This window comes from Nocardia pseudovaccinii (assembly GCF_050942345.1).
Classification (GTDB): Bacteria; Actinomycetota; Actinomycetes; order Mycobacteriales; family Mycobacteriaceae; genus Nocardia; species Nocardia pseudovaccinii.
In genome coordinates, this window is the sequence record NZ_CP192074.1 from 2,372,641 (window position 1) to 2,393,888 (window position 21,248).

Here is a 21,248-nt window from a genome sequence, read left to right on the forward strand (position 1 = left end):
GACTCAGGCCTCCAGACGGGAGATGGTGGCGGCGAGGTGTCCGGAGACGATGCCGGATGCCTCCGGAATCATCAGCACCTTGGACCCCTTGGGGATCTTCTGCTGCGCGAGGTGTTCGTGCAGGACCACGAAATGCGAGGTCGACGCGGTATTGCCGAAGTCGTGCAGCACATTCAGGGCTTGGGGCATCGGGGTGCCGAAGTGCTGCTCGGTGAGGTGCGAGATGTACTCGATGGCGGGCGCGCTGAACTGGTGGTGGATCCAGTAGTCGAACTTCTCGCTCTCCCAGGTGCGCCCGGTCTCCTCGAGGAAGCTGGACATGCGGTTGATGGCCTGCAGGTAGCGGCCCTCGTTCTGCATCGCGCGGTTGTCGGTGTACAGCGCGATACCGGGGGCTTGGTCGCTCGGCATGCCGATGCAGTGTTCGGCGCCGTCGGCGGAGGTCATCAGTTCGACGTAGTGGATTTCGTCGTCATCGTCACCGCGATCGTCGAGTATTACCGCGACCGCCGCATCGCCGACGGTCAGCGCGGCGAACTGCGGGTCGTAGGGCTTGTTGATCTCGCGCGCCGCGGTCTCGGCGATAGGCGTGATCTGTTCGCCGCTGACCACCAGCCCATTGCGGACCACACCCGCCTTGATCATGCGATCCAGCACCAGCACCCCGGTCATCATGCCCGCGCAGGCATTCGAGACATCGAAATGCCTGGCCTTCGTCGTGCCGATCTCCTTGCCGAGCATGACCGCGAAAGACGGTGCGTAGCAGAAGATTTCCTTCCCGCGAGTGCGGGTGATGGAGGCGGAGACGACCACGTCGATCTCGTCTGGGGCGTAATCGGAATGCGCCAGGCAGTCCTCGATGGCGCGCAGGGCCAGATCGAAGGAGGATTCGTAGCCCTCGTCGCTGGAGTCGTAGACGCGCCGATTCTTGATACCGGTAATCCGTTCCAGGTCAAGGGATCTCGGCACTGCCAGTCCGGCGATGATCTCCTCGGTGGAACGGACGGTGGATGGTGTGTACGAGCCGATGGACTCGAAACGTGTGCGCAGCATTACCCCTGCTTTCTGTGTCGCATTTGTTCCCTGTGTTGCCAGGAGTTTCGACGGCGCTGTCGTCGTGGACGCCCTATTCGGGCAGCCCGACCAAACTCGCGCTTACCTTGCACAATTGGTGGGCCCGCGCATCGTCGCGGGCCAGCCGCGACGGCTCCCGCTCGCGGGTCTTGCGGAAATAGGCACCGGTCACCTCGGCGACGCTCGGATCCGTCGCGAGGAAGGTGAGCGCCGCGGCGCCCTCGGCCGCGGTGATGAAGAACAGGCGTTTGCTCAGCGCGACGATCGGTTGCCCGAACCATGGCAGCGAATTCCAGATGCCGGTCGAGACCGCACCGGGATGGAAGGCATTGACCGTCACACCGGTGCCCGCCAGCCGATCGGCCAGTGCGCGGGCATAGAGCACATTGGCCAATTTGGATCGGCTGTAGGCCTTTTCGCCCGAATAGTCGTCACGGAACCCGAGATCGTCGAAATCGAGAGTCGCGCCGTAATGCATCACCGAGGAGGTGAACAGAATGCGCGCGGGGGCGCTCTGCACCAGCAGATCGATGAGCAGTTCGGTGAGCAGAAATCCGCCGAGATGGTTGGTCGCGAAGGTCGCCTCGATACCGTCCTCGGTTTCAGTGCGCGTCTGGTGATAGCCGCCCGCGTTATTGGCGAGCACATCGATGCGGTCATAACCGGCTTCGACAGCCTTGGCGAGCTGGCGCACCGACGACTGCGATGCGATATCGCATTCCAGCGTATCGACCGCGCCCGCCCCCGCGGCCAGCACCAATTCCGCACTGTCGGCGAGCTTCTGCGGATTCCGGCCGACCAACACCAGCCGATCGCCCCCTGCGGCGAGCTGTTGCGCGGCTTCGAGACCGATGCCCGAGGTGGCCCCCGTAATCAGGATCGTCTTCATGTTCGATCACCTTGCCATCTTTCGCATGTCCGAAATCCGCTCTGCGGGTTGCTTCGGCGAGTTGCCCGGTGTGTGCGGAAGACCTGGTGGCAGCGCGTGATCGATTGATCATGCAGATCAGCACGCGCGTGCCCAATTCGGTCCAATGATGCTGCGCCGTAGTTGTAGCCGTTGCGCATGACTGTCGATAGGGGTGGATAGGGGTAGGTCGTTCCATCTGATGGCAACCGGCGCCGAAACCGGATTTCGGCGATTCCGCCGCTAACCGGAATGTCGATATGTGGTTGGGCAACAGGCACTTTCCGCTCGATCGCTACGCGTCGACCGGATCAGTGCGATGCGGCCATCCGGGCGATCTGTGCGGCCAGGGTGTCGGGGTCGGTGACCAATTTCTTGGCCGGTGTCAGCCAACATTGCGCGAGCAGGTCGTACCCGATTCGACCGATCTCCGCATGCCGAGACCATTGTTCACGCGTCCAAGCCGGTTCGTCGCGATAGGCCGCGACGCCACTGAGGTGATTGCCGACTAGCTCGAACTGCAGATCGCGACGCAAACGCATGGCGGCCGGATCGGCCGGTGGCTTCGTGTGCAGGATCTCGACCAGGTCCGCGGCCACCCGCAGCACCCTGGATTCGTTCCACCGCAGGTCGTGCCGGTGCGCACGCGGCACGATCACCCACATTGCCGCAACCGCGACCAGCGCACCGACCAGCGTTTCGATCAGCCGATCGCGGATGGGGACGAGTATCGGCCCACCCAGCGCGCCACCGATCAGCAGCGCCAATGGCGTAATGAAGACGACGGCGATCCCGTAATTGCGCACTACGAACAGGTCCGTCAGGAACATCAGGGCCATGAGCACGAGCACGAGGACGACGCCCGACGGCCCGAGTGCGTGCAGCACCGCGAACACGATCAGCCCGACGACCGTGCCCCCGACGCGGTGCAATGCGCGCACGGTGCCGACAATGCGATCCGGCCCCAGATTCAGCACCAGGACGGCGGTGATCACCGCCCAGTCCGGTCGGCCGAGGTTCAACAGCACGCTCAGGCCACCCGCGATCACGGCAGCGGCCAGCGTGCGCAGGGCCGTGGTCGCCGCATGCGAGCGGATCGTCAGCGACCGCCGCAATCGCTCACCGACAGTCGGGCGGGTCATCGGCACCGGCGCGTCGAGCACGTCCGATGCGGAGTCCGCTATCCCGATGAACTGGCGATGTGCGGTCAGCAGCGTCCGGACGATCTCCGAATCCGGTTCGCGGGCAGGCAGTCCCGCATCATGAACCGTGGCCCACGCCGAATGCAGCGCCGCGCCCGCCGCATGTCGCTGTGCGGCCGAAGGTTGCCCGTTCTCCCGGGATTCGACATAGGCATCGACGGCACGCAACGCCGCCACCGCAGCAGCGTTTTCCGGCGCACGCGCATCGCGCAGCATCGGACTCATCGAGACGAGCACCGAACTCAGCACGCCGAGCGCGGTATATCCCACGATGACCGGTACCGAAACACCGGCGGCGGCCATCCGCGTCGCCACCGCGCACACCAGCACGAAGAAGAACATGCCCGGCGGTCCGGCCCGCGTCGCGACCATGACATAACTGGCCACCAGCGCGACAACGGAAAGTGCCGCCACACCGATGATTCCGGCCGTCGCGTGCCACAGATCGCCGATCATGGCACCGAGCGCCGCCGCCGTGAGAAAGCCCGCCCCCGCGATCAGCACTATCCGCCAACGCATTCGGTAGGCGCGCGCCTCGCCGTAGAGCACGGCGAACGCACCCAGTGCGACGATCAACGCCTGCTGCTGATGACCCGCCGCGAGCACGATCAGCGCGGGCAACCCGAATGCGAGCGCGGACCGCGCCGCCACCGGCCACCGCCACCCCGTTTGCGCCGACCCGAACAGCAGCGCGCGCCGCCGCGGCGGCGTCGGCGCCGGATGCTGCGACGGATCGAAGGTCGGGTCGTCCACCAGGCCATTCAACACCAACCGACCATTGGGTTTTGTGTGTCGGGTCACGCGTTCGTCCCGTTTGCTCTAGCGTTGGCAAGGTTGCTGCCGAGAGGGGTTATCGATGCGTTCCGGGATGCTGGAGTTGGTGCAGTTGCAGGCGCTCGTCGAGGCGGGCGAGATCGACACGGTGCTGGTGGCAATGACCGACATGCAGGGCCGTTTGCAGGGAAAGCGTTGTGCGGCAAGGTTTTTCCTGGACGAGGTGATCGGGCACGCGACCGAGGCGTGCAATTATCTGCTCGCGGTGGACGTCGATATGGCGACGGTCGACGGATACGCGATCTCGTCCTGGGAAACCGGCTACGGCGACTTCGTCCTACGGCCGGATCTGAGCACCCTGCGGCTGGTGCCGTGGCAGCCGGGAACCGCGCTTGTGCTGTGTGATGTCGAGCACGTGGAACCGGCGCGTGAGCCGGTCACGGTTTCGCCGCGGCAGATATTGCGAGCGCAATTGGCCCGGCTCGCCGAACGTGGGTTGCACGCCTACGTCGGGACCGAACTCGAGTTCCTGGTCTTCGACGACAGCTACGAGGACGCGTGGAATTCCGGCTATCGTGATCTGCGGCCCGCCAACCAGTACAACGTCGACTATTCGATGCTCGGGACCGCACGCATCGAGCCACTGCTGCGTCGCATTCGCAATGAAATGGCCGGTGCGGGACTGTATGTCGAATCGGCAAAGGGTGAATGCAATCCGGGTCAGCACGAAATCGCGTTCCGCTATGACGAGGCGCTGGTCACCTGCGACAACCACAGCATCTACAAGAACGGCGCCAAGGAGATCGCTGCCCAGGAGGGGCGCAGTCTCAGTTTCATGGCGAAATACAATGAGCGCGAAGGCAATTCGTGCCATATTCACATAAGTCTGCGTGCCGAATCGGGTGCGGCGGTATTCGCGGGTGACGGCCCGCACGGCACCTCCGCGCTCATGCGGCATTTCCTCGCCGGACAACTGGATTGCCTGCGCGAGTTCACCTATCTGCTCGCACCGAATATCAACTCCTACAAGCGATTCGTGTCAGGGAGTTTCGCCCCGACTGCATTGGCCTGGGGACGCGACAACCGGACATGTTCGCTGCGCGTGGTGGGCGAGGATCTGTCCCTGCGGATGGAGAACCGGATCCCGGGCGGCGATGTGAATCCGTATCTGGCCGTCGCCGCGACCATTGCCGCCGGATTGCACGGTATCGAGCACGCGCTCCCGCTCGAGCCGGAGTTCCACGGCAATGCCTACCGGTCCCAGCGCCCGCGGGTGCCGCGTACGCTGCGGGAAGCGGCGCAATTGTTCGGCGAGAGCAAGGTGGCACGGACAGCGTTCGGCGACGACGTGGTGGACCATTATCGGAATGCGGCACAGGTCGAGCTGGACGCCTTCGACGCCGCCGTCACCGATTGGGAGCGAATCCGTGGTTTCGAGCGGCTCTGAGCAGATCCGTCCGGTCATCGGCCTGCCCACCTACCTGGAACAGGCCCGATTCGGCGCCTGGGATGTGCCGAGTGCGGTGCTGCCGCACAACTACCTGCAGTTGGTGGAGCGCGCGGGCGGCATACCGGTGCTGCTGCCGCCCACCGGTGTGGCGCGCGCGGAGCTGGTGGATCGGCTCGACGGGCTGGTGCTGACCGGCGGCGCCGATATCGATCCGGCGCGCTATGGCGCGCCGCCGGATGCGGCCCTCGGCCCACTTCGCGCCGACCGTGACGATTCCGAGTTCGAGCTGTTGGCTCTGGCGCGCGCTGCCGGTTTGCCGATCCTCGCGATCTGTCGCGGCCTGCAACTGGTCAATGTCGCGTTCGGCGGCACCCTGATCCAGCATCTGCCGGATCTGCTCGGCCACGACGACCACTCCGGCACGCCGGGCGGCTTCCACCCCAACCGGGTCACGACCGTGCCGGACAGCCTGGTCGCCACGATCGCCGGAGCGGAGGTGAAGGTGAATTGCCACCATCACCAGGCCGTCGCCGTCCTGGCCGAGGTCCTGGTCGCGACCGCGCACGCGTCGGACGGCACGATCGAGGCGGCGGAGGCGCCGGACGGTCCGTTCCTGGTGGGTGTGCAGTGGCATCCGGAGGCGGACGCGACCGATACGCGATTGATGCGAGCACTGGTCCAGGCGGCGGTCACCTATCGAAAGGAACGACATTCGTGACGACAACGCAGGTGGTCAACCCGGCGACCGAGCAGGTCGTCACGACACTCGAACTGGTGAGCGCGGCCGAGACCGATGCGGCCATCGAACGGGCGCAGCGGGCCGGGGCCGATTGGCGCGCGGTCGCGCCGGGGGATCGGGCTCGGTTGCTGCGTCGATTCGCCGAGGCCGTCGACGCGAATCTCGAGCAGCTGGCCCAGCTCGAGGTCGCCAATGCCGGGCACACCATCGGCAATGCGCGCTGGGAGGCGGGCAATGTCCGCGATGTGCTGCATTTCGCCGCCGGGATTCCGGAACGTCTGCTGGGCAACCAGATTCCGGTCGCTGGTGGGGTCGACATCACCTTCCATGAACCGCTCGGCGTGGTCGGTGTGATCGTGCCGTGGAACTTCCCGATGCCGATCGCGGCATGGGGATTCGGGCCCGCGCTGGCCGCCGGGAATACGGTGGTGCTCAAGCCTGCCGAGCTCACGCCGCTCACCGCGATCCGATTGGGTGAGCTCGCGCTCGAAGCCGGTGTGCCGGAAGGGGTTTTCCAGGTACTGCCCGGCAAGGGGTCGGTGGTGGGGCGGCGGTTCGTGACCCACCCCGCCGTGCGCAAGGTGGTCTTCACCGGGTCCACCGAGGTGGGCAAGGAGATCATGGCCGGATGCGCGCGCCAGGTGAAGCGGGTGACGCTCGAATTGGGCGGTAAGAGCGCGAATATCGTTTTCGCCGATGCCGATCTCGAGCGTGCGGCAGCGACGGCGCCCTACGGTGTTTTCGACAACGCCGGACAGGATTGCTGTGCGCGATCACGAATTCTGGTGCAGCGCAGTGTATTCGACCGGTTTCTGGAATTGCTGGAACCGGCGGTCCGCGGAGTTCGGGTGGGCGATCCCTCGGCGGAGTCCACCGAAATGGGGCCGCTGATTTCGGCCGCGCATCGGGCTCGGGTGGCCTCGTTCGTCGAGCCGTCGACCAAGGTGGCATTCACCGGTACCCAGCCCGACGGACCCGGATTCTGGTATCCGCCAACGGTTGTGCTGCCCGACGCGCCATCGGATCGGGTGCTCACCGAGGAGGTGTTCGGGCCGGTGGTCGCGGTGGTTCCGTTCGAGGACGAGGCCGATGCCGTTCGCATTGCCAATGACACCGAATACGGTCTGTCCGGCTCCATCTGGACCAATAATGTGGGCCGTGCGCTGCGGGTGTCCCGAGGTGTGGAAGCCGGGAATCTGTCGGTGAATTCGCATTCCTCGGTGCGGTATTGGACGCCGTTCGGCGGATTCAAACAATCCGGGCTCGGGCGTGAACTCGGACCCGATGCGGCACTTGCCTTTACCGAGACCAAGAACGTCTTCATCGCTACTTAATCAAGGAGATGTGTTGCAGCGCTTACAGGATCGAGTCGCCGTCGTCACCGGCGGCGGGAGCGGCATCGGCCTGGCCACCGTTCGCCGGTTCGCGGCGGAGGGCGCCAAGGTCGTCGTCGCCGATATCGATGCCGCCGCGGGAGAGGCCGCGGCGGGCGAAGTGGGTGGGGTGTTCGTGAAGGTGGACGTTACCGACGAGGCGCAGGTCGAGGCCATGTTCCAGACCGCCGTCGACACCTACGGCGGACTCGATATCGCCTTCAACAATGCCGGAATCTCACCGCCGGAAGACGATTCGATTCTGACCACCGGCATCGATGCCTGGCGCCGGGTGCAGGAGGTCAATCTGACCTCGGTGTATCTGTGCAGCAAATACGCCATCAACCACATGCTGGAGCGGGGTAGGGGCTCGGTGATCAATACCGCGTCGTTCGTCGCCGTCATGGGTGCGGCGACCTCGCAGATTTCCTACACCGCATCCAAGGGCGGTGTGCTCGCGATGAGCCGTGAACTCGGAGTGCAGTTCGCGCGCAACGGCATTCGGGTCAACGCGCTGTGTCCCGGGCCGGTGAACACGCCGCTGCTGCAGGAGCTGTTCGCGAAGGACCCCGAACGCGCCGCGCGCCGCCTGGTGCACATCCCCGTCGGACGCTTCGCCGAGCCGGAGGAAATCGCCGCGGCCGTCGCATTTCTGGCCAGTGACGACTCCTCGTTCATCACCGCATCGCAGTTCCTGGTGGACGGTGGCATCTCCGGCGCATACGTCACACCGTTGTAAAGGTACGGTTGATTCGGGCGGACCGCTGAGCGGCAAGCCAGGATTCGCCATACGTCGCCGATCAGAGGAGGCTCGTGAGATGAGTACGGAAGATGGGCGATCGCCCGGGCTGTTCAGTCACGACGCCCTGACAACCGAGCCGTCCGTCCAAACCGACACCGGCGGTGCCGATTTCCGCCCGGTATTCAGCCGCAGTGACGGCAGCGCACCCGGTTCGTATCCCCAGCCGGATCAAGGAAACTGAGCACGCGTAGCGCCGCATCAGTGCGGCGCTACGCCTACTTCTTCGACCACCACCTCCACCACGTGATCCGTTTGGTGAAACCTGACGCAGTGCACCATCGGCTCGGTGTATTCATGGGGCCTGCTGGACTACCGACAGTGAACATCCGCGCCCACCCGAACTTCGCCGAAGCTGTAGCGGCCCAGGACAACGCACGAACACATCACTCGGCGATGGCAGATCGGGTGCGGGTGTGGTGTTTGCGGCATGGTGAGTCGGAGAATGTCGCTGCGGGGGTTGCGGGTGCTGTGCCGTGGTCGGCATTGACCGTGGCTGGTCGGCGGCAAGCTGTCGAGGCGGCCCGTAGGTTGGTTGATGAGCCGATTGTTCGGATCTATTCGAGTAGTGCGTTGCGTGCTCGGCGGACTGCCGCTGAGCTGGCATCGGGACGAGGGCTCGATGTTGTCGCGATGGATGAATTGGCCGAGGTCGGCATCGGTGAGTTCGACGGGAGCAGCGATCCGGCGATCCTGGGACGGACTGCGGAAGTGATGCGCGCGTGGATCGTCGAGGGTGATCTCGAGCAGCGCGTCGGGGATGGTGAGTCGGGGCGGCAGGTGGTTGCCCGGATGGCCGGATCGTTCCGGCGGATCGCGGCTGACCATGGTGGCGAGACCGTCGCTGTAGTCGGGCACGTCGCCAGCCTGACCGTGACATTGGCAAGATTGTGCGATCTCGGTGCTCGGGTGTGGGGAACTCCGCTGCCGCACGCCGAGCCGTTTCTCGTGGAATGGAATGGCACGACTTGGCGGTGCCTATCGTGGCCGGTGCCGCTGCCGTAGTGCCTCGATGGCACGCTGATGTCCGTCGCGGCGCGCGGAAAGTCGGCGGCGCGTCCCGACGTCGAAGTGCCCAGGACGGTCTTCAGGGAGTGTGTATCAGCTGACCGGCGAGCGTGAACAGGCGGCGGCCGAGCCGCATGACAGGGAGCCCGAGCGGAATGAGGATCAGCGTCACGCATAGCACCGCGCCGACGAGCCAGACCACGGCCGCGAGGATCCCGACTACCGTGGGCCGGTGAATAATTCGATGCCGTCGTCGGCGATGGCCTAAGAGGTGGTCTCGGCCGCGCGTGTCGACTGCCTGAAATCCCGGCGCTGCCGCCGTCTCGAATGGAATGGTTGAACCTGGCGGTGCCTGTCGTGGCCCGGATAGGGTAGGCACCGGCCCGTGCGTGGGACGCGTGCTTAGACTGACGGGGGAGAAGGAAGGACCGCTGATGAAGCGAAATCTGAACTGCCCCTGCGGCGAACAGATCGTCGGGACGGATGAGGACGACCTGGTCGAGAAGACCAAGGCGCATCTGGCCGAGAACCACCCGGGGCACGACTATTCCCGGGACGAGATTCTGTTCATAGCGTACTGATCCACCACACCCGGCTTTTCGTCACTGCTCGTGACAAAAAGCCGGGCGAGGTGGGCTATTTGGGGGAGCCGAGGCGCGCGCCGCCGCCCACGCGTACCACCACGCCGGTGGTGAAGGTGTTGTCGGTGAGAAATTCGATGGCCTTGGCGATATCGTCGGCGGTGCCGATCCGGCCGACCGGGGTCTGGGCCGCGATTCCGGCGAACACTTCGCCGCGGGCGTCCTCGGGGAGGAAGCTCCACCATTCGGTGTCGATCACACCGGGGGATACGGCGTTCACACGCACGGGTGCGAGTTCGACCGCGAGCACGGGAACGATGGCTTCGACACCGGCATTGACGGCGGCCAACGCGGCGGTTGTCGGCATGGCGCCGCCCGCGGATGCGGCCGACACCAGCGTGATCGACCCGTCCTGTGCGAGATGCGGCAGCGCCGCCTGAATGGTGGCGACATGCGGCAGCAGTTTGCCGGAGACATGGGCCTGCAGATGGTCGAGGCCGAGTTCGCGGAACGGGGTGGTGCCGGACGGTCCGGTCACAGTGACCACCACATGGTCGACCGGCCCGACTTCCGAAAATAGTTGTGCCAGTTCGTTTTCGGCGCGCGCATCCACGACCTTGCCGGTGACCTGCGGGCCGAGGTCGGCCAGTGCGGCGGCGAGTCGTTCTTCGTTGCGTCCGGCGATGACGACCTCCGCGCCGTTCCTGGCGAGTCGGCGAGCGGTCGCCAGGCCGATTCCAGAGGTCCCACCAACGATGACGACTTTGTTGTTCACAAGATCCTCCTGAAGTTCGAACCACGATGATTTTCGAACCACCGTGCCTCGTTAATATATTCGAGGCACGGTGTCTTGTAAAGTGACCCGCATGACAGGAACCCGCGGTCGACCCCGCAGCGAGGACGCCAGGCGCGCGATCCTGCACACGGCGCTGGAACTCTGCGAGCGCGACGGCTACCAAGACCTGACCATCAAGGCCATCGCGGATGGGGCGGGCGTCGGGCGGCAGACGGTCTACCGCTGGTGGCCGGACAAGGCCTCGATTCTGATCGAGGCGCTGATCGGTTTGGCCGAAGAGCATGCGGCACTGCGGGTTTCGGATGAATCGGTGGATGTGCTCGTCGCCGTCGAGCGCCTGCTTACGGCCACTTTCGACCTCGCGCAGAAAGTGACGGGTCAGGCGCTGGTCGGTCTGATGGCGGACGCGCAGCGCGATCCAGCCCTGTCCGAACGATTGCAGGACACCGTGATCGGTCCGCGACGAGCGACACTGCGCGCACTGCTCCAGCGCGGTGTCGACGCCGGAAAACTGACCCCGGCCGTCCCGCTGGATCTCATCGTCGATTTCGTCTTCGGTGCCATGTGGTACCGGCTGCTCAGCCACCACGCGCCGGTGAATGCCGCGCTGGCGAAGGATGTCACGAGCAGCGTCGCGACCATGCTCGCGCCGTGAGATCGCGAACCGGGGCAGTGAATGCCTCGCTCGCGAGGATGAGTGGCGAGTCATTCGTGCGGGGGAGGCGGATTGATTCGGGTGCGGGAGAAACTGGATTCGCTATGAGTTCTCCCGGTGTGCTTGCTCGGACCGTGTCCTGGTCGTCGAAGCGGCTGCGCGCGTTGCCGTCAGGTGCGGTCGATATCGTGCTCGCCGTGGCGGTCACGGTGGCCAGCGTCGGGCCCGCGATCGTGACGCGTGCGCCGTGGTGGGTGGTCGCCTGCTCTGTGCTCGCGTCCGCGCCGGTGCTGTGGCGGCGGCGCGCGCCGATTCTGGTATTGCTCGTGGTCGGACCCGCGATCACCGTGCTGGCCTGTTTGCATGCCATGCCCGCACTGCCGTACGGGACCATCATCTGTGTGTACACGATCGCGGCCTACAGTCCGACTCGGCCGCGGCGGTTCGCGCTGATCAGCGTGAGTGCCGGAATCCTGATCTCGCTGGTCGTTCCGAACGAGAGTCCGGATTCCTATGGTTATGCGGCCATGTCGTTCGTGACGGCGTGGGCGCTCGGTACCGGTGTGCGGGCGCGGCGGCTGCAGATCGAGATGTTGGAGGAGCGGGCGCGGCGGCTCGAGGAGGAGCGGGGTGCGGCGATTGATCGGGAACGGCTGCGCATCGCGCGGGATATGCACGATATCGTCGGCCATTCGGTCGGGCTGATGATCGTCCAGGCCGAGACCGGGCCGCTGCTGACCCACACGGATCCGGATCGCGCAGATGCCACCTTCGCGGGCATCGCCGATACGGGTCGTGAAGCGGTCCAACAGCTTCGGCGCAGTCTCGGTGCTTTGCGCGGCCCCGATGACCCGCCGCACCAGCCCGGGATCGAGGCGATTCCCGATCTGGTGGCGATGTCGCGGCGCAGTGGGCTGGTCGTGTCGTTCGACGAATTCGGCACGCGCCGTGTGGTTTCCGGTGATATCGGAGTCACGGCGTATCGGGTGGTGCAGGAAGCGTTGACGAATACGATGAAGCATGCGGGAGCCACCGATGTGCGAGTGTCGTTGCGGTGGTTCGAGGATCGGCTGATGGTGCGGGTGACCGATGATGGTCCGGCAGGTGCTGCCGTCGGCCGTGGTGGCAACGGTTCCCTGGGGCATGGCTTGATCGGGATGCGAGAGCGCGTCACCAGCGCAGGCGGGCGGCTGGAGTACGGGCGTTCGGCAAGTCTTACCGGGGGCTTCGAAGTCACCGCCGAACTTCCTATCGCACAGGGGAATTGAGTATGCGCGTGCTCATCGTCGACGACCAGGACCTGTTCCGTGCCGGGTTCCGGCTGATCCTGGACACCCAGCCCGACATCACCGTGGTCGGTGAGGCCGCCGATGGACTAGAGGCCGTCGAGCGGGCTCTCGAACTACAGCCGGACGTCGTGGTCATGGACGTGCGAATGTCGCGCATGGACGGCGTCGCCGCAACCGCCCGGATCTGCGCCGAGACCAGCGCGAAAGTGTTGGTACTGACCATGTTCCACCTGGACGAATACGTCTACGCCGCCCTGCGCGCCGGCGCCAGCGGATTCCTGCTGAAAGACCTACGCCGCGAACAACTGGTCGAAGCCGTACGCGTAATCGCAGCAGGCGACGCACTCCTCGCCCCAACCGTCACCCGCCGACTGATCGCCGACCTGGCCCACCGCGGCCACCCCCGACCCGACCTCACCCGCCAACTCGAAACCCTCACCGACCGCGAACGCGAAATCCTCCGCCACCTGGCCCGCGGCCTCTCCAACGCCGAACTAGCCGCCACCCTCGTCCTCAGCGAACACACCGTGAAATCCCACATCAGCTCCGTCCTCACCAAACTGACCCTCCGCGACCGCGCCCAAGCCGTCGTCTTCGCCTACGAATCCGGCCTGATAGTCCCCGGCCGCGAGAACCGCCGCTGTCATCAGTACTCCCGCGACGCGTCCGGCTTCATTTGACCCGCGTCGATCAACGTCTGCCGAGCAGCTGCCTTACGCGGACAGTCGTCGACGCGACATCCCTTGTGCCGCCCGATCGTCTTATGGAAACCGCTTCGCGATCGCCGCCGCGATCGCGTCCGGTGCGTGTTCCTGAATGAAGTGCCGCGCGCGCGGCAGCTCGACTACCTCGAGATCGGTGAAGGCGGCACGTATTCGCGGGATACAGGCGTTCGGACGGAACACCATGTCTCGCATTCCCCACACCGACAGGGCCGGTTTGTCGCCGAGCAGGACGGGCACGTCCCGGGCGAGTTGGTCCAGCAGCGGGCGTGCGGCACGAATTTCCTTGGGCGTTATGGCGAGTCCGCGCCGGGCTTCCGCGGTGGGCTGCACCATGCGATAGTGGTCGGCCTCGGCCGCAGTGAGCTTGCCTCCCAGCTCCGCGAGCAGGACGCGCTCGACGAGGAAATTCTGTTCGAGTATCCGCCGCTGCATCGGACGGCTGCCCATGATCACGCTGAAAGCCCGATTCGCCATCGCTTCGATCGGCCAGAACATGGTGTTGCCCAGCACGATCCCTCGCACCCGATCCGCGCGGGCAGTGACCGCGCCCAGACCGATGGGTCCGCCCCAGTCCTGTCCCATCAGAACGAAGCCGTCGAGCTGCAGGTGATCGATCAGCTCGCCGAGGACCGCGGTGTGCTCGGCGATGGTGTAGCCGAAACCCGCAGGGCGCTCGGACAATCCGAAACCAAGATAGTCGACGGCGACACACCGGTACCGATCGCGCAGGTCCTTCACGATGTGGCGGTAGAGGAAACTCCACGCCGGAGCGCCATGACAGAACAGGATCGGTGGTCCGGTCCCCTCATCGATGTAATGAACCCGGCCGACGGACGAGTCGAACCAGCGCGACTCGAAAGGGTACAGATCCCCGTCGGGAACGAAATCGATCAGCATTGGGCCCCTCCCTCCGACGCCAGATTACATGTGGTGCACCCGAGTACGCGGCAGCCTCCATCGAAATGGCCTTCTCCGGAGCGGGTTCTCGGCCCCTCCGCAGGAGCGAGGCGGGGTTCGCTCGTTCGGGCGATGTGGGGGAGAGGGTGGGCCGGAAATATGGGAGAGCATCCGATCGAATGTGGAGCTCTCGATGAAGCGTTACTCGGTCCTGGCGGCCATCGTGGTGTCGGCACTGCTGTGGTACCTCGGCACCGGCCTACATCCGTTGCCCGGCTCGGTTTTTCTCGCACCACTGCCGGTGCTGCTGGTAGCTCCGCGGGTAGGTGCGGCCGCGGCCTTCTTTGCGGGATTCCTGGCCTGGGGTGGGAGCGGATTGCGGTACTGGCCGTACTTCATCGACACGATCGAGCAACCTGTACTCGTCACGGTGCTGCTGCTAGGCGGAACCGCTGCGGTATTCGGCGGGTTGGTGGTGATGACGCGTGCATTGTTGCTGCGTGGCCGTACGGGCTCGGCGGTGCTCGCGCTGCCGACCGGTTGGGTCACCTTCGAATTCCTGGTATCGCTCGCCGGACAGTTCGGTGCCTGGTGGAGCATCGCTTACACCCAGTTCGAACTGCTACCACTGATTCAGACAGCCGCACTGACCGGTCCGTGGGGAGTCTCGTTCCTCATCATGCTGGTGCCCACGACCGTTGCGGCACTTACCGCACCCGGAGTCACCGGCGCGCAACGACTTCGGTTCGCGAGCGCGACCGCCCTGCTACTTGTTGCGGTCGGTGCATTCGGCTGGTGGCGCTTGGCCGTTGCGCCGGAGCGCGATACCGTGCGCGTCGGTCTCCTCGCGGTGTCCCAACCGCCGGAATACGTTCCGGCGAACTCTGCGGACGGTCGCGATATGGTCGCGCGTGTGGTGAGCGAGATCGATCGGCTCGCAGATCAGGGCGCGCAAGTTGTGGTGCTTCCCGAAAAGGCTTGGACCGCAGATGAATCGACGTTGACGGCCCTGTCCGGTCCGCTCACCGAGGTCGCCACCCGGCGCGGTATCCAAGTCGTCGCGGGACTCGTGAAAACCACCGGCGGAATCAGTGTCAACGCCGCCATCGCCTACCCGTCGGGCGTCGAATACGCCAAGCACCGCCTGATCCCGGGTCTGGAGGACGACCTCGAGCCGGGAAGCGGCTGGCAGCGGGTTCCAGGCGAACCTTGGGCACTGGCAGTGTGTTTCGACCTCGACGGTCCGGATCTGGTGCGCGAGAACCGGAATCGCGGGGCGACATTGCTGCTGGTCCCCGCCCTCGACTTCACCAACGATCGCTGGTTGCACAGCCGCATGGCCGTCATGCGCGGCATCGAATCCGGTGTCGGCATCGCGCGCGCACCGCAACTCGGCGAACTCGTGGCCAGTGATTCCCGCGGCCATATCCTGGCGTCGGCGCGGACCGATGTCACGGTGACCCGATCGGTGCTCGCCACCATCCCGCTGGACTCGGACAAGACGGTCTACGCCCGATTCGGCGACTGGTTCGCATGGCTGTCCGTGGCGGTGTTCGCAGCATCAGCCATGGGCTCGTTCCGGCGGCGATCACGCCTCCAACGACGTCCGACAACGAACAGCATTCGTCGCCCAAGAATGCAAGTGTGACCATGCTCACATTTACTTGAGATCGCGCAGGTGGCGTCGTGCCCGTCACCGGCTCGGCGGACCCGCCGCTTGTTTGCCCAGTTTGGAACCTGGGTACCGGTTAATTCCGTGCCTGCACTCGGAAAAACCGGATCGGGCCGGTCGAACGAATCGAGGCCCGTGACCTGGGCTGGTGAGGAGGCGCAGGTGACGGATCGCGAATCGGAGAAGAAGACGCTACGCCGATCGGTCGCCGCCTCGGCGATGGGCAATGCCACCGAATGGTTCGACTACGGTGTCTACGCCGCGACCGCCACCTACCTCACCGACGCATTCTTCCCGGGCGAACTCGGCACCCTCGGCACCATGCTCGGCTTCGCCATCTCCTTCCTGCTGCGCCCGCTCGGTGGCATGGTCTGGGGACCGCTCGGCGACCGACTCGGACGAAAAGTGGTGCTGGCCACCACAATTCTGTTGATGGCCGGTGCTACCGGATGCATCGGCCTGATCCCGACACACGCCCAGATCGGTTGGTTCGCACCGGTTCTGCTGATCGCCCTACGCGTCGTGCAAGGCTTCTCGACCGGCGGCGAATATGGCGGTGCCGCAACGTATCTGGCCGAACGCGCCAGCGACCGCAAGCGCGGATTCCTCGGTAGCTTCCTGGAATTCGGCACCCTCGGCGGGTTCGTCGGCGGATCGGCGGTCGTGCTGCTGTGTCAGCTCATCTTCGGTTCGGATGCGATGCACGACTGGGGGTGGCGCGTGCCGTTCCTGTTCGCGGTGCCGCTCGGCCTGATCGGCTGGTACCTGCGCTCGCATCTGAACGAGTCGCCCGTGTTCACCGAGGTGGCCGATAAACCGCACCCGCCGGGCGGCGTGTGGGAGGTGCTGACCACGTACCACCGCGAAACCCTGACGCTGATCGGCCTGGTGGTCGCCCTGAACGTGGTGAACTACACCCTGCTCACCTTTCAGCCGACCTACCTGCAGAACACCATCGGCGTCGGCGAATCGACCACCACCGCGATGATGCTGATCGGGCAATTGGTGATGATGATCGTGCTGCCGTTCTTCGGCAGGTTGTCCGACCGGGTGGGCCGCCGCCCGCTCTGGCTGGTCTCGCTGGTCGGACTCGCGATACTCGCGCTGCCCATGTACTGGCTGATGGGGCAGGGAACCGGTTGGGCCATAACCGGATTCATCGTGCTCGGCCTGCTGTATGTCCCCCAGTTGGCGACGATCAGCTCGACCTTCCCGGCGATCTTCCCGACGCATGTGCGCTATGCGGGGTTCGCCCTCGGCTACAACATCTCCACCGCCGCATTCGGCGGCACCGCACCGCTGGTCAACGAGGCCGCGATCGAATCGACCGGCTGGTCACTGTTCCCGGCCGCGTATATGGTGGGCGCCAGCCTGATCGGACTCGTCGCCTGGTCGTTCCTGCGCGAGACCGCGGGAACCTCGTTGCGCGGCACTGTCGTTCCCGATGCGCAGCAAGTGACGCCACCGATCGCGGCACAGACGGTCTGAACCTGGGAATCTGCTGAGCGCACACCCGTGCGAGTAGTGTCGGCATTGCCGACGGATTGCTGAATTCGCGCTCGGCGAGTCGGTAACCGTGGGCAGACACCTATCGGATTGGAGACGCTCGTGCAGATTCAGGTCAACACCGGCAGCAATATCCACGGCGGCGCATCGCTGGCCGAGCGCGTGGAATCGACGCTCTCCTCGACACTCGACCGCTTCGGTGAGCAGCTCACCCGACTGGAAGTTCATCTGACCGATCTGAACGCCGATAAAGGCGGTCCGGACGATAAACAGTGCGTACTGGAGGCCCGGATATCCGGTCAGCCTCCGGTCGCCGTAACCCACCGCGCGGCCACGGTCGAAGAGGCTTATACCGGCGCCGCCGACGCCATGGCGAACCTCCTCGACAGTCGCTTCGGCCGCCTACATCAGACAAAAGGCGGCGAATCCATCAGGCACATGCACGTCGAATAATAGACAACTTCGACCATATTCCCATCAGTGGGAATCGGCATACGATATCGGCGCAGCAGGTTACCCAGCCGCCCGCGGTCGTAACCATTCTCATAGGTAAGTCCGCCGCGCCCCGAACTTGTTGATACCGAACAGATTAAAAAGCCCACATCGGCACGGAACTCGTGTGTAATACCGATCGGTAATTGGTGTGTGGGGGCTGATGAGGGTCCGGTGATGCATGTGAATGCTGTCGATATCGCGCCTCGATCGGAGGGTCCGGTCAGCCGTCGTCGTACGGGAGCTTTCTGGTTCGGTCTGGTGTTGACGGTGCTCGGCACCGGCCTGCACCTTCCGATGTATCTCATGGCGCGCGACATGGGCTATCGAATGGCGGGCATGCCGATGGACGGCGCCATGATCACGGGGATGATCCTGATCGTCATCGGTTTGGCCGTCACAACTTACGGCCTGTTCCCGCAGCGCGCGGTGCACGACACGGTGGCCGGGCTGCGGGTGCGGGCACTCGACGACGCCCCGATCAATCGCGTGCACGTGGTGCTGCTGCTGATCATGGCCGCCGCGATCACCATCGACGTGATGAAGCCGACGACCCTGGCCTTCGTCGTTCCGGGTGTCGGCGCCGAGTACCACCTGCGCACCCCGGCGAGCCCGCATCTGGACGCGCTACCGGTGGCGCTGCTGCCGCTGTCCGGTATCACCGGAACGGTGCTGGGGTCGTTCCTGTGGGGTTGGCTCGGTGACCGCATCGGCCGCAAGGCGGCGATCCTGCTGGCCGGAATCTTCTTTGTCGGAACCGCGATCTGCGGCGCAATGCCGAGCTTCGAGCTGAATGTCGCGATGTGCTTCATCATGGGCCTGAGCGCGGGCGGGATGCTGCCGATCGCCTTCACGCTGCTCTCGGAGACCATCCCGGCGCGCCACCGCGGTTGGCTGCTGGTGCTGATCGGAGGCGATATCGCGGGGGCCTACGTCATCACCAGCTGGCTGTCCTCGACGATCGGCGAGACCTACGGCTGGCGCAGCATGTGGCTGATCGGCTTGCCCACCGGACTGTTGCTGGTGCTGCTGGTCCGCTGGATTCCGGAGTCGCCGCGGTTCCTGATGGCCATCGGCAGGCACCGCGAGGCCGAAGAGGTGCTGCGCACATACAACGCCGAGGTCATCGAGGTCGAGCAGCCGCAAGCCGCTACCGAGGATGATCTGCCGGGCGGGTTCGGTCAGCTGCTGCGCCGTCCCTTCGCCGGAATGACCATCGTGCTGGCGCTTTTGGGACTCGGGGTCGGACTGGTCACCTACGGCTTCCAGCTGTGGTTGCCGACGAATCTGCGCAGCCTCGGATTCACCGGCGTCACCGCCGACAAGATCCTGCGTGACTCCGCGCTGATCGGTTTCCCGCTGAACTTCCTGGTCGCCTACTGCTACCACCGCTCGACCAAATGGACGCTGATCACGCTCAGCACGCTGCTCGCCGTCGCGCTCGGCGGCTTCGTAATCCTCGGTGACCACGTCGCCGACAACACCACACTGCTGTATGCCCTTCTCGTGGTGCCGATCTGGGGTTCCAGCTCGGTGGTCGCGGTCATCGTCGCCTATGGCGCGGAGGTCTACCCGACCCGGATCAGGTCCCGCGGCAGCGGGGTCGCGGCGGCCATGACCAAGGCGGGCGGTGTACTGGTCATCGCGCTGGTGGTGCTCGCCGTGGCCACGCCATCGATCACCGTGACCGCGCTGATCAGCGCGGCGCCGATCGCGATCGCGGCGGTGGTGGCCGTCGGGTTCATCGTCGAAACCCGGCGCAAGCCATTGGAGGAGATCACCGCCGAGGAGTTGGGCGTCGCGGCGGCATAGCAAGGACGAGTACTGCTAGGTGAGGTAATGATCGACACTGCAACTGCGTTGGAGCCCGCACTAACCGGCTCGATGCGCGATCGCTTGATAGCGGCCACAGTTCAACTCATCTCGACGGAAGGACTCGCCTCGTTGACCGTGCGTCGCGTGGCGCGGATATGCGGGGTCTCGACCATGGCGATCTACTCCAACTTCAGCGGTATGCCGGGCTTGATCCAGGCGGTCGGCTCGGAAGGTTTCGCGCAATTGGTCGCGCGGCTGGCCGAATGCGAGGTCAGCGACGATCCGATCGCCGAAATCCTGGTGCTCGGCTTCATCTTTCGGGATGAGGCGGTGCGCAAACCCGAACTGTTCCGGCTGATGTTCGCCACCGAGTCGCCGAAGGCCGAGGTGAAGGTGCACCGCGGCAATGTGCTGGCCGATGGCAGCGATTCCGACTTCGAGAACTTCGCGGAGAGCTTCGATTTCGTGGTGCGCGCGACCCGGCGGGCGCTGGAGGCGGATCTGTTGCACAGCGCGAACGAGCGCTCGGCCGCTGCGCAGTTCTGGACCGGGTTGTACGGCTTCGTCCAGTTGGATATGGCCGGGTTGTATGGCGATCAAGGCGTGGCGGAGGTGCTGTTGCCCTCGATCGTCAACATCCTGATCGGCATGGGTGCCGAACGCGCGACGATCGAGCGGTCGGTGGCGCGTGCCCTCGAGCAGGTCACCGCGCTGACCGGCCCGCATACGTGATCAGCCACGGAGTTTGACCGCGAGGCGCTGGGCGCGGGCCATGGCTCGCTCGGCGAAACCGTTGCGCTTGGGCAGCAATTCGAGTTGTAGCAGCAGTTCGTTCAGATCCCATGTGGCTTTGCTGCGCCAGATGAGTCCGGAGCGGAACTGCCAGATGTCGACCACGAACAGGTCGAATTTCTTGTTGGTGCCTGCGAATCCGGGCGGATCGATCATGCCGAGGTGGGTGCCCGTCATTCGCCACGGCACGATCGCCGCCAGCGCGTCCGCGGTGACGACCGGTTCGAAGACGGTGGTGTAGTTGACATCTGGGAATGCCCGCTTGGTGTCGTGGACGAACTTCGCGACCCCGGCCCGGCCGATGATCAGCTCCCCGTCGGACGGGTCCAGCCAGCGGGTGTCCTCGGTGACGCAGGCCGCCACCGCGTCGCCGTCGCCGGTGTTCCACCCGGCGATGTAGCGCTCGACGAACTCGCGCAGCCAGCCGGTGTCCTCGATGGGCTCGGCGGCCGGGTCGAGTGCGAATTCACCAGAGTTCATGGCCGACAACGTACTTGGATAACAATGTCATGGAATCGAATTACATTGTTATTCGAACCCATGACATTGTTATTCTTCGAGTCCGCTGTGAAGTGCGCCGACATATAACGGCGTCAGCATCGGCGATAACAATGTCATGGCCTGTCCGATAACGCTGTAATTTCACTGTAAGGACCTCGATCGGCCCTCGTTGCAACAGGTTTCAGTCATTTTGCGCTGCCG

22 protein-coding genes are annotated in these 21,248 nt (G+C 65.0%); 15 read left to right on the forward strand and 7 right to left on the reverse strand.

Features of this window, described 5'->3' with window-relative positions; all coding sequences use genetic code 11:
* Positions 1-3 precede the first annotated feature (3 nt).
* From ACQPZ2_RS10785 to ACQPZ2_RS10795, 3 genes are all read right to left on the reverse strand, one after another.
* Positions 4-1,053, reverse strand: coding sequence for a 3-oxoacyl-ACP synthase III family protein (locus ACQPZ2_RS10785; protein WP_433525412.1), 1,050 nt, complete (start codon positions 1,051-1,053; stop codon positions 4-6).
* 73 nt (positions 1,054-1,126) lie between these two features.
* Positions 1,127-1,963: an SDR family oxidoreductase gene (locus ACQPZ2_RS10790; RefSeq protein WP_433525413.1), complete on the reverse strand. Its 837-nt coding sequence runs from the start codon at positions 1,961-1,963 to the stop codon at positions 1,127-1,129.
* A gap of 329 nt (positions 1,964-2,292) precedes the next feature.
* The gene (locus tag ACQPZ2_RS10795; RefSeq protein WP_433525414.1) at positions 2,293-3,951 is read right to left on the reverse strand and encodes an FUSC family protein; all 1,659 of its coding nucleotides are present in this window, start codon (positions 3,949-3,951) and stop codon (positions 2,293-2,295) included.
* Between the two features lie 88 nt (positions 3,952-4,039).
* On the opposite strand from ACQPZ2_RS10795, the gene ACQPZ2_RS10800 reads away from it, so the two are divergent.
* The 6 genes from ACQPZ2_RS10800 (at position 4,040) to ACQPZ2_RS10825 (ending at position 9,323) form a co-directional block, all read left to right on the forward strand.
* Entirely contained in the window at positions 4,040-5,404 is a 1,365-nt protein-coding gene (locus ACQPZ2_RS10800; protein WP_433525415.1) for a glutamine synthetase family protein, read from the forward strand.
* Positions 5,385-6,125, forward strand: coding sequence for a gamma-glutamyl-gamma-aminobutyrate hydrolase family protein (locus ACQPZ2_RS10805; protein WP_433525416.1), 741 nt, complete (start codon positions 5,385-5,387; stop codon positions 6,123-6,125). The genes ACQPZ2_RS10800 and ACQPZ2_RS10805 overlap by 20 nt, the downstream gene beginning before the upstream one ends.
* Positions 6,122-7,480, forward strand: coding sequence for an aldehyde dehydrogenase family protein (locus ACQPZ2_RS10810; RefSeq protein ID WP_433525417.1), 1,359 nt, complete (start codon positions 6,122-6,124; stop codon positions 7,478-7,480). The genes ACQPZ2_RS10805 and ACQPZ2_RS10810 overlap by 4 nt, the downstream gene beginning before the upstream one ends.
* Positions 7,431-8,258, forward strand: a complete 828-nt coding sequence (locus ACQPZ2_RS10815) for a 3-oxoacyl-ACP reductase (protein WP_433525418.1) — start codon at positions 7,431-7,433, stop codon at positions 8,256-8,258. Before ACQPZ2_RS10810 ends, ACQPZ2_RS10815 begins: the two co-directional genes overlap by 50 nt.
* 79 nt (positions 8,259-8,337) lie before the next feature.
* Complete coding sequence (locus ACQPZ2_RS10820; RefSeq protein WP_157124815.1) at positions 8,338-8,502, forward strand: hypothetical protein; 165 nt, start codon at positions 8,338-8,340, stop codon at positions 8,500-8,502.
* Positions 8,503-8,714: 212 nt separating this feature from the next.
* Positions 8,715-9,323, forward strand: a complete 609-nt coding sequence (locus ACQPZ2_RS10825; RefSeq protein ID WP_433527387.1) for a histidine phosphatase family protein — start codon at positions 8,715-8,717, stop codon at positions 9,321-9,323.
* Positions 9,324-9,405: 82 nt separating this feature from the next.
* On the opposite strand, the gene ACQPZ2_RS10830 is transcribed toward ACQPZ2_RS10825, so the two are convergent.
* Entirely contained in the window at positions 9,406-9,528 is a 123-nt protein-coding gene (locus ACQPZ2_RS10830; protein ID WP_433527732.1) for a hypothetical protein, read from the reverse strand.
* Positions 9,529-9,760: 232 nt separating this feature from the next.
* Here ACQPZ2_RS10830 and ACQPZ2_RS10835 point away from each other — a divergent pair, with 232 nt between their 5' ends.
* A complete protein-coding gene (locus ACQPZ2_RS10835; protein WP_063721623.1) occupies positions 9,761-9,907 on the forward strand; it encodes a DUF1059 domain-containing protein in 147 nt (48 codons plus the stop codon).
* Between the two features lie 55 nt (positions 9,908-9,962).
* Here the strand turns inward: ACQPZ2_RS10835 and ACQPZ2_RS10840 are convergent, their stop codons facing one another.
* Positions 9,963-10,682, reverse strand: a complete 720-nt coding sequence (locus ACQPZ2_RS10840) for an SDR family oxidoreductase (RefSeq protein WP_433525419.1) — start codon at positions 10,680-10,682, stop codon at positions 9,963-9,965.
* Positions 10,683-10,773: 91 nt separating this feature from the next.
* Here ACQPZ2_RS10840 and ACQPZ2_RS10845 point away from each other — a divergent pair, with 91 nt between their 5' ends.
* The 3 genes from ACQPZ2_RS10845 to ACQPZ2_RS10855 all read left to right on the forward strand — a co-directional run bounded on the left by ACQPZ2_RS10845 (position 10,774) and on the right by ACQPZ2_RS10855 (position 13,327).
* Positions 10,774-11,358: a TetR/AcrR family transcriptional regulator gene (locus ACQPZ2_RS10845; RefSeq protein ID WP_433525420.1), complete on the forward strand. Its 585-nt coding sequence runs from the start codon at positions 10,774-10,776 to the stop codon at positions 11,356-11,358.
* A gap of 104 nt (positions 11,359-11,462) precedes the next feature.
* Positions 11,463-12,626, forward strand: coding sequence for a sensor histidine kinase (locus tag ACQPZ2_RS10850; RefSeq protein ID WP_433525421.1), 1,164 nt, complete (start codon positions 11,463-11,465; stop codon positions 12,624-12,626).
* Positions 12,623-13,327, forward strand: a complete 705-nt coding sequence (locus ACQPZ2_RS10855; protein ID WP_433525422.1) for a response regulator — start codon at positions 12,623-12,625, stop codon at positions 13,325-13,327. The genes ACQPZ2_RS10850 and ACQPZ2_RS10855 overlap by 4 nt, the downstream gene beginning before the upstream one ends.
* A gap of 81 nt (positions 13,328-13,408) precedes the next feature.
* Here the strand turns inward: ACQPZ2_RS10855 and ACQPZ2_RS10860 are convergent, their stop codons facing one another.
* A complete protein-coding gene (locus ACQPZ2_RS10860; RefSeq protein WP_433525423.1) occupies positions 13,409-14,269 on the reverse strand; it encodes a haloalkane dehalogenase in 861 nt (286 codons plus the stop codon).
* Positions 14,270-14,462: 193 nt separating this feature from the next.
* Here ACQPZ2_RS10860 and ACQPZ2_RS10865 point away from each other — a divergent pair, with 193 nt between their 5' ends.
* The 5 genes from ACQPZ2_RS10865 (at position 14,463) to ACQPZ2_RS10885 (ending at position 20,486) form a co-directional block, all read left to right on the forward strand.
* Complete coding sequence (locus ACQPZ2_RS10865; RefSeq protein WP_433525424.1) at positions 14,463-15,917, forward strand: nitrilase-related carbon-nitrogen hydrolase; 1,455 nt, start codon at positions 14,463-14,465, stop codon at positions 15,915-15,917.
* Between the two features lie 243 nt (positions 15,918-16,160).
* Positions 16,161-17,429, forward strand: coding sequence for an MFS transporter (locus ACQPZ2_RS10870; protein ID WP_433527388.1), 1,269 nt, complete (start codon positions 16,161-16,163; stop codon positions 17,427-17,429).
* Positions 17,430-17,549: 120 nt separating this feature from the next.
* A complete protein-coding gene (locus ACQPZ2_RS10875; protein ID WP_433525425.1) occupies positions 17,550-17,900 on the forward strand; it encodes an HPF/RaiA family ribosome-associated protein in 351 nt (116 codons plus the stop codon).
* A 216-nt stretch (positions 17,901-18,116) separates the two neighbouring features.
* On the forward strand, positions 18,117-19,751 hold the full coding sequence (locus ACQPZ2_RS10880) for an MFS transporter (protein ID WP_433525426.1): 1,635 nt from the start codon (positions 18,117-18,119) through the stop codon (positions 19,749-19,751).
* Between the two features lie 27 nt (positions 19,752-19,778).
* Positions 19,779-20,486 carry a TetR/AcrR family transcriptional regulator gene (locus tag ACQPZ2_RS10885; RefSeq protein ID WP_433525427.1) on the forward strand — a complete coding sequence of 236 codons (708 nt, stop codon included), beginning with the start codon at positions 19,779-19,781 and terminating at the stop codon, positions 20,484-20,486.
* Here ACQPZ2_RS10885 and ACQPZ2_RS10890 read toward each other — a convergent pair whose 3' ends face one another.
* On the reverse strand, positions 20,487-21,026 hold the full coding sequence (locus ACQPZ2_RS10890) for an ester cyclase (protein WP_433525428.1): 540 nt from the start codon (positions 21,024-21,026) through the stop codon (positions 20,487-20,489).
* Positions 21,027-21,248 lie beyond the last annotated feature (222 nt).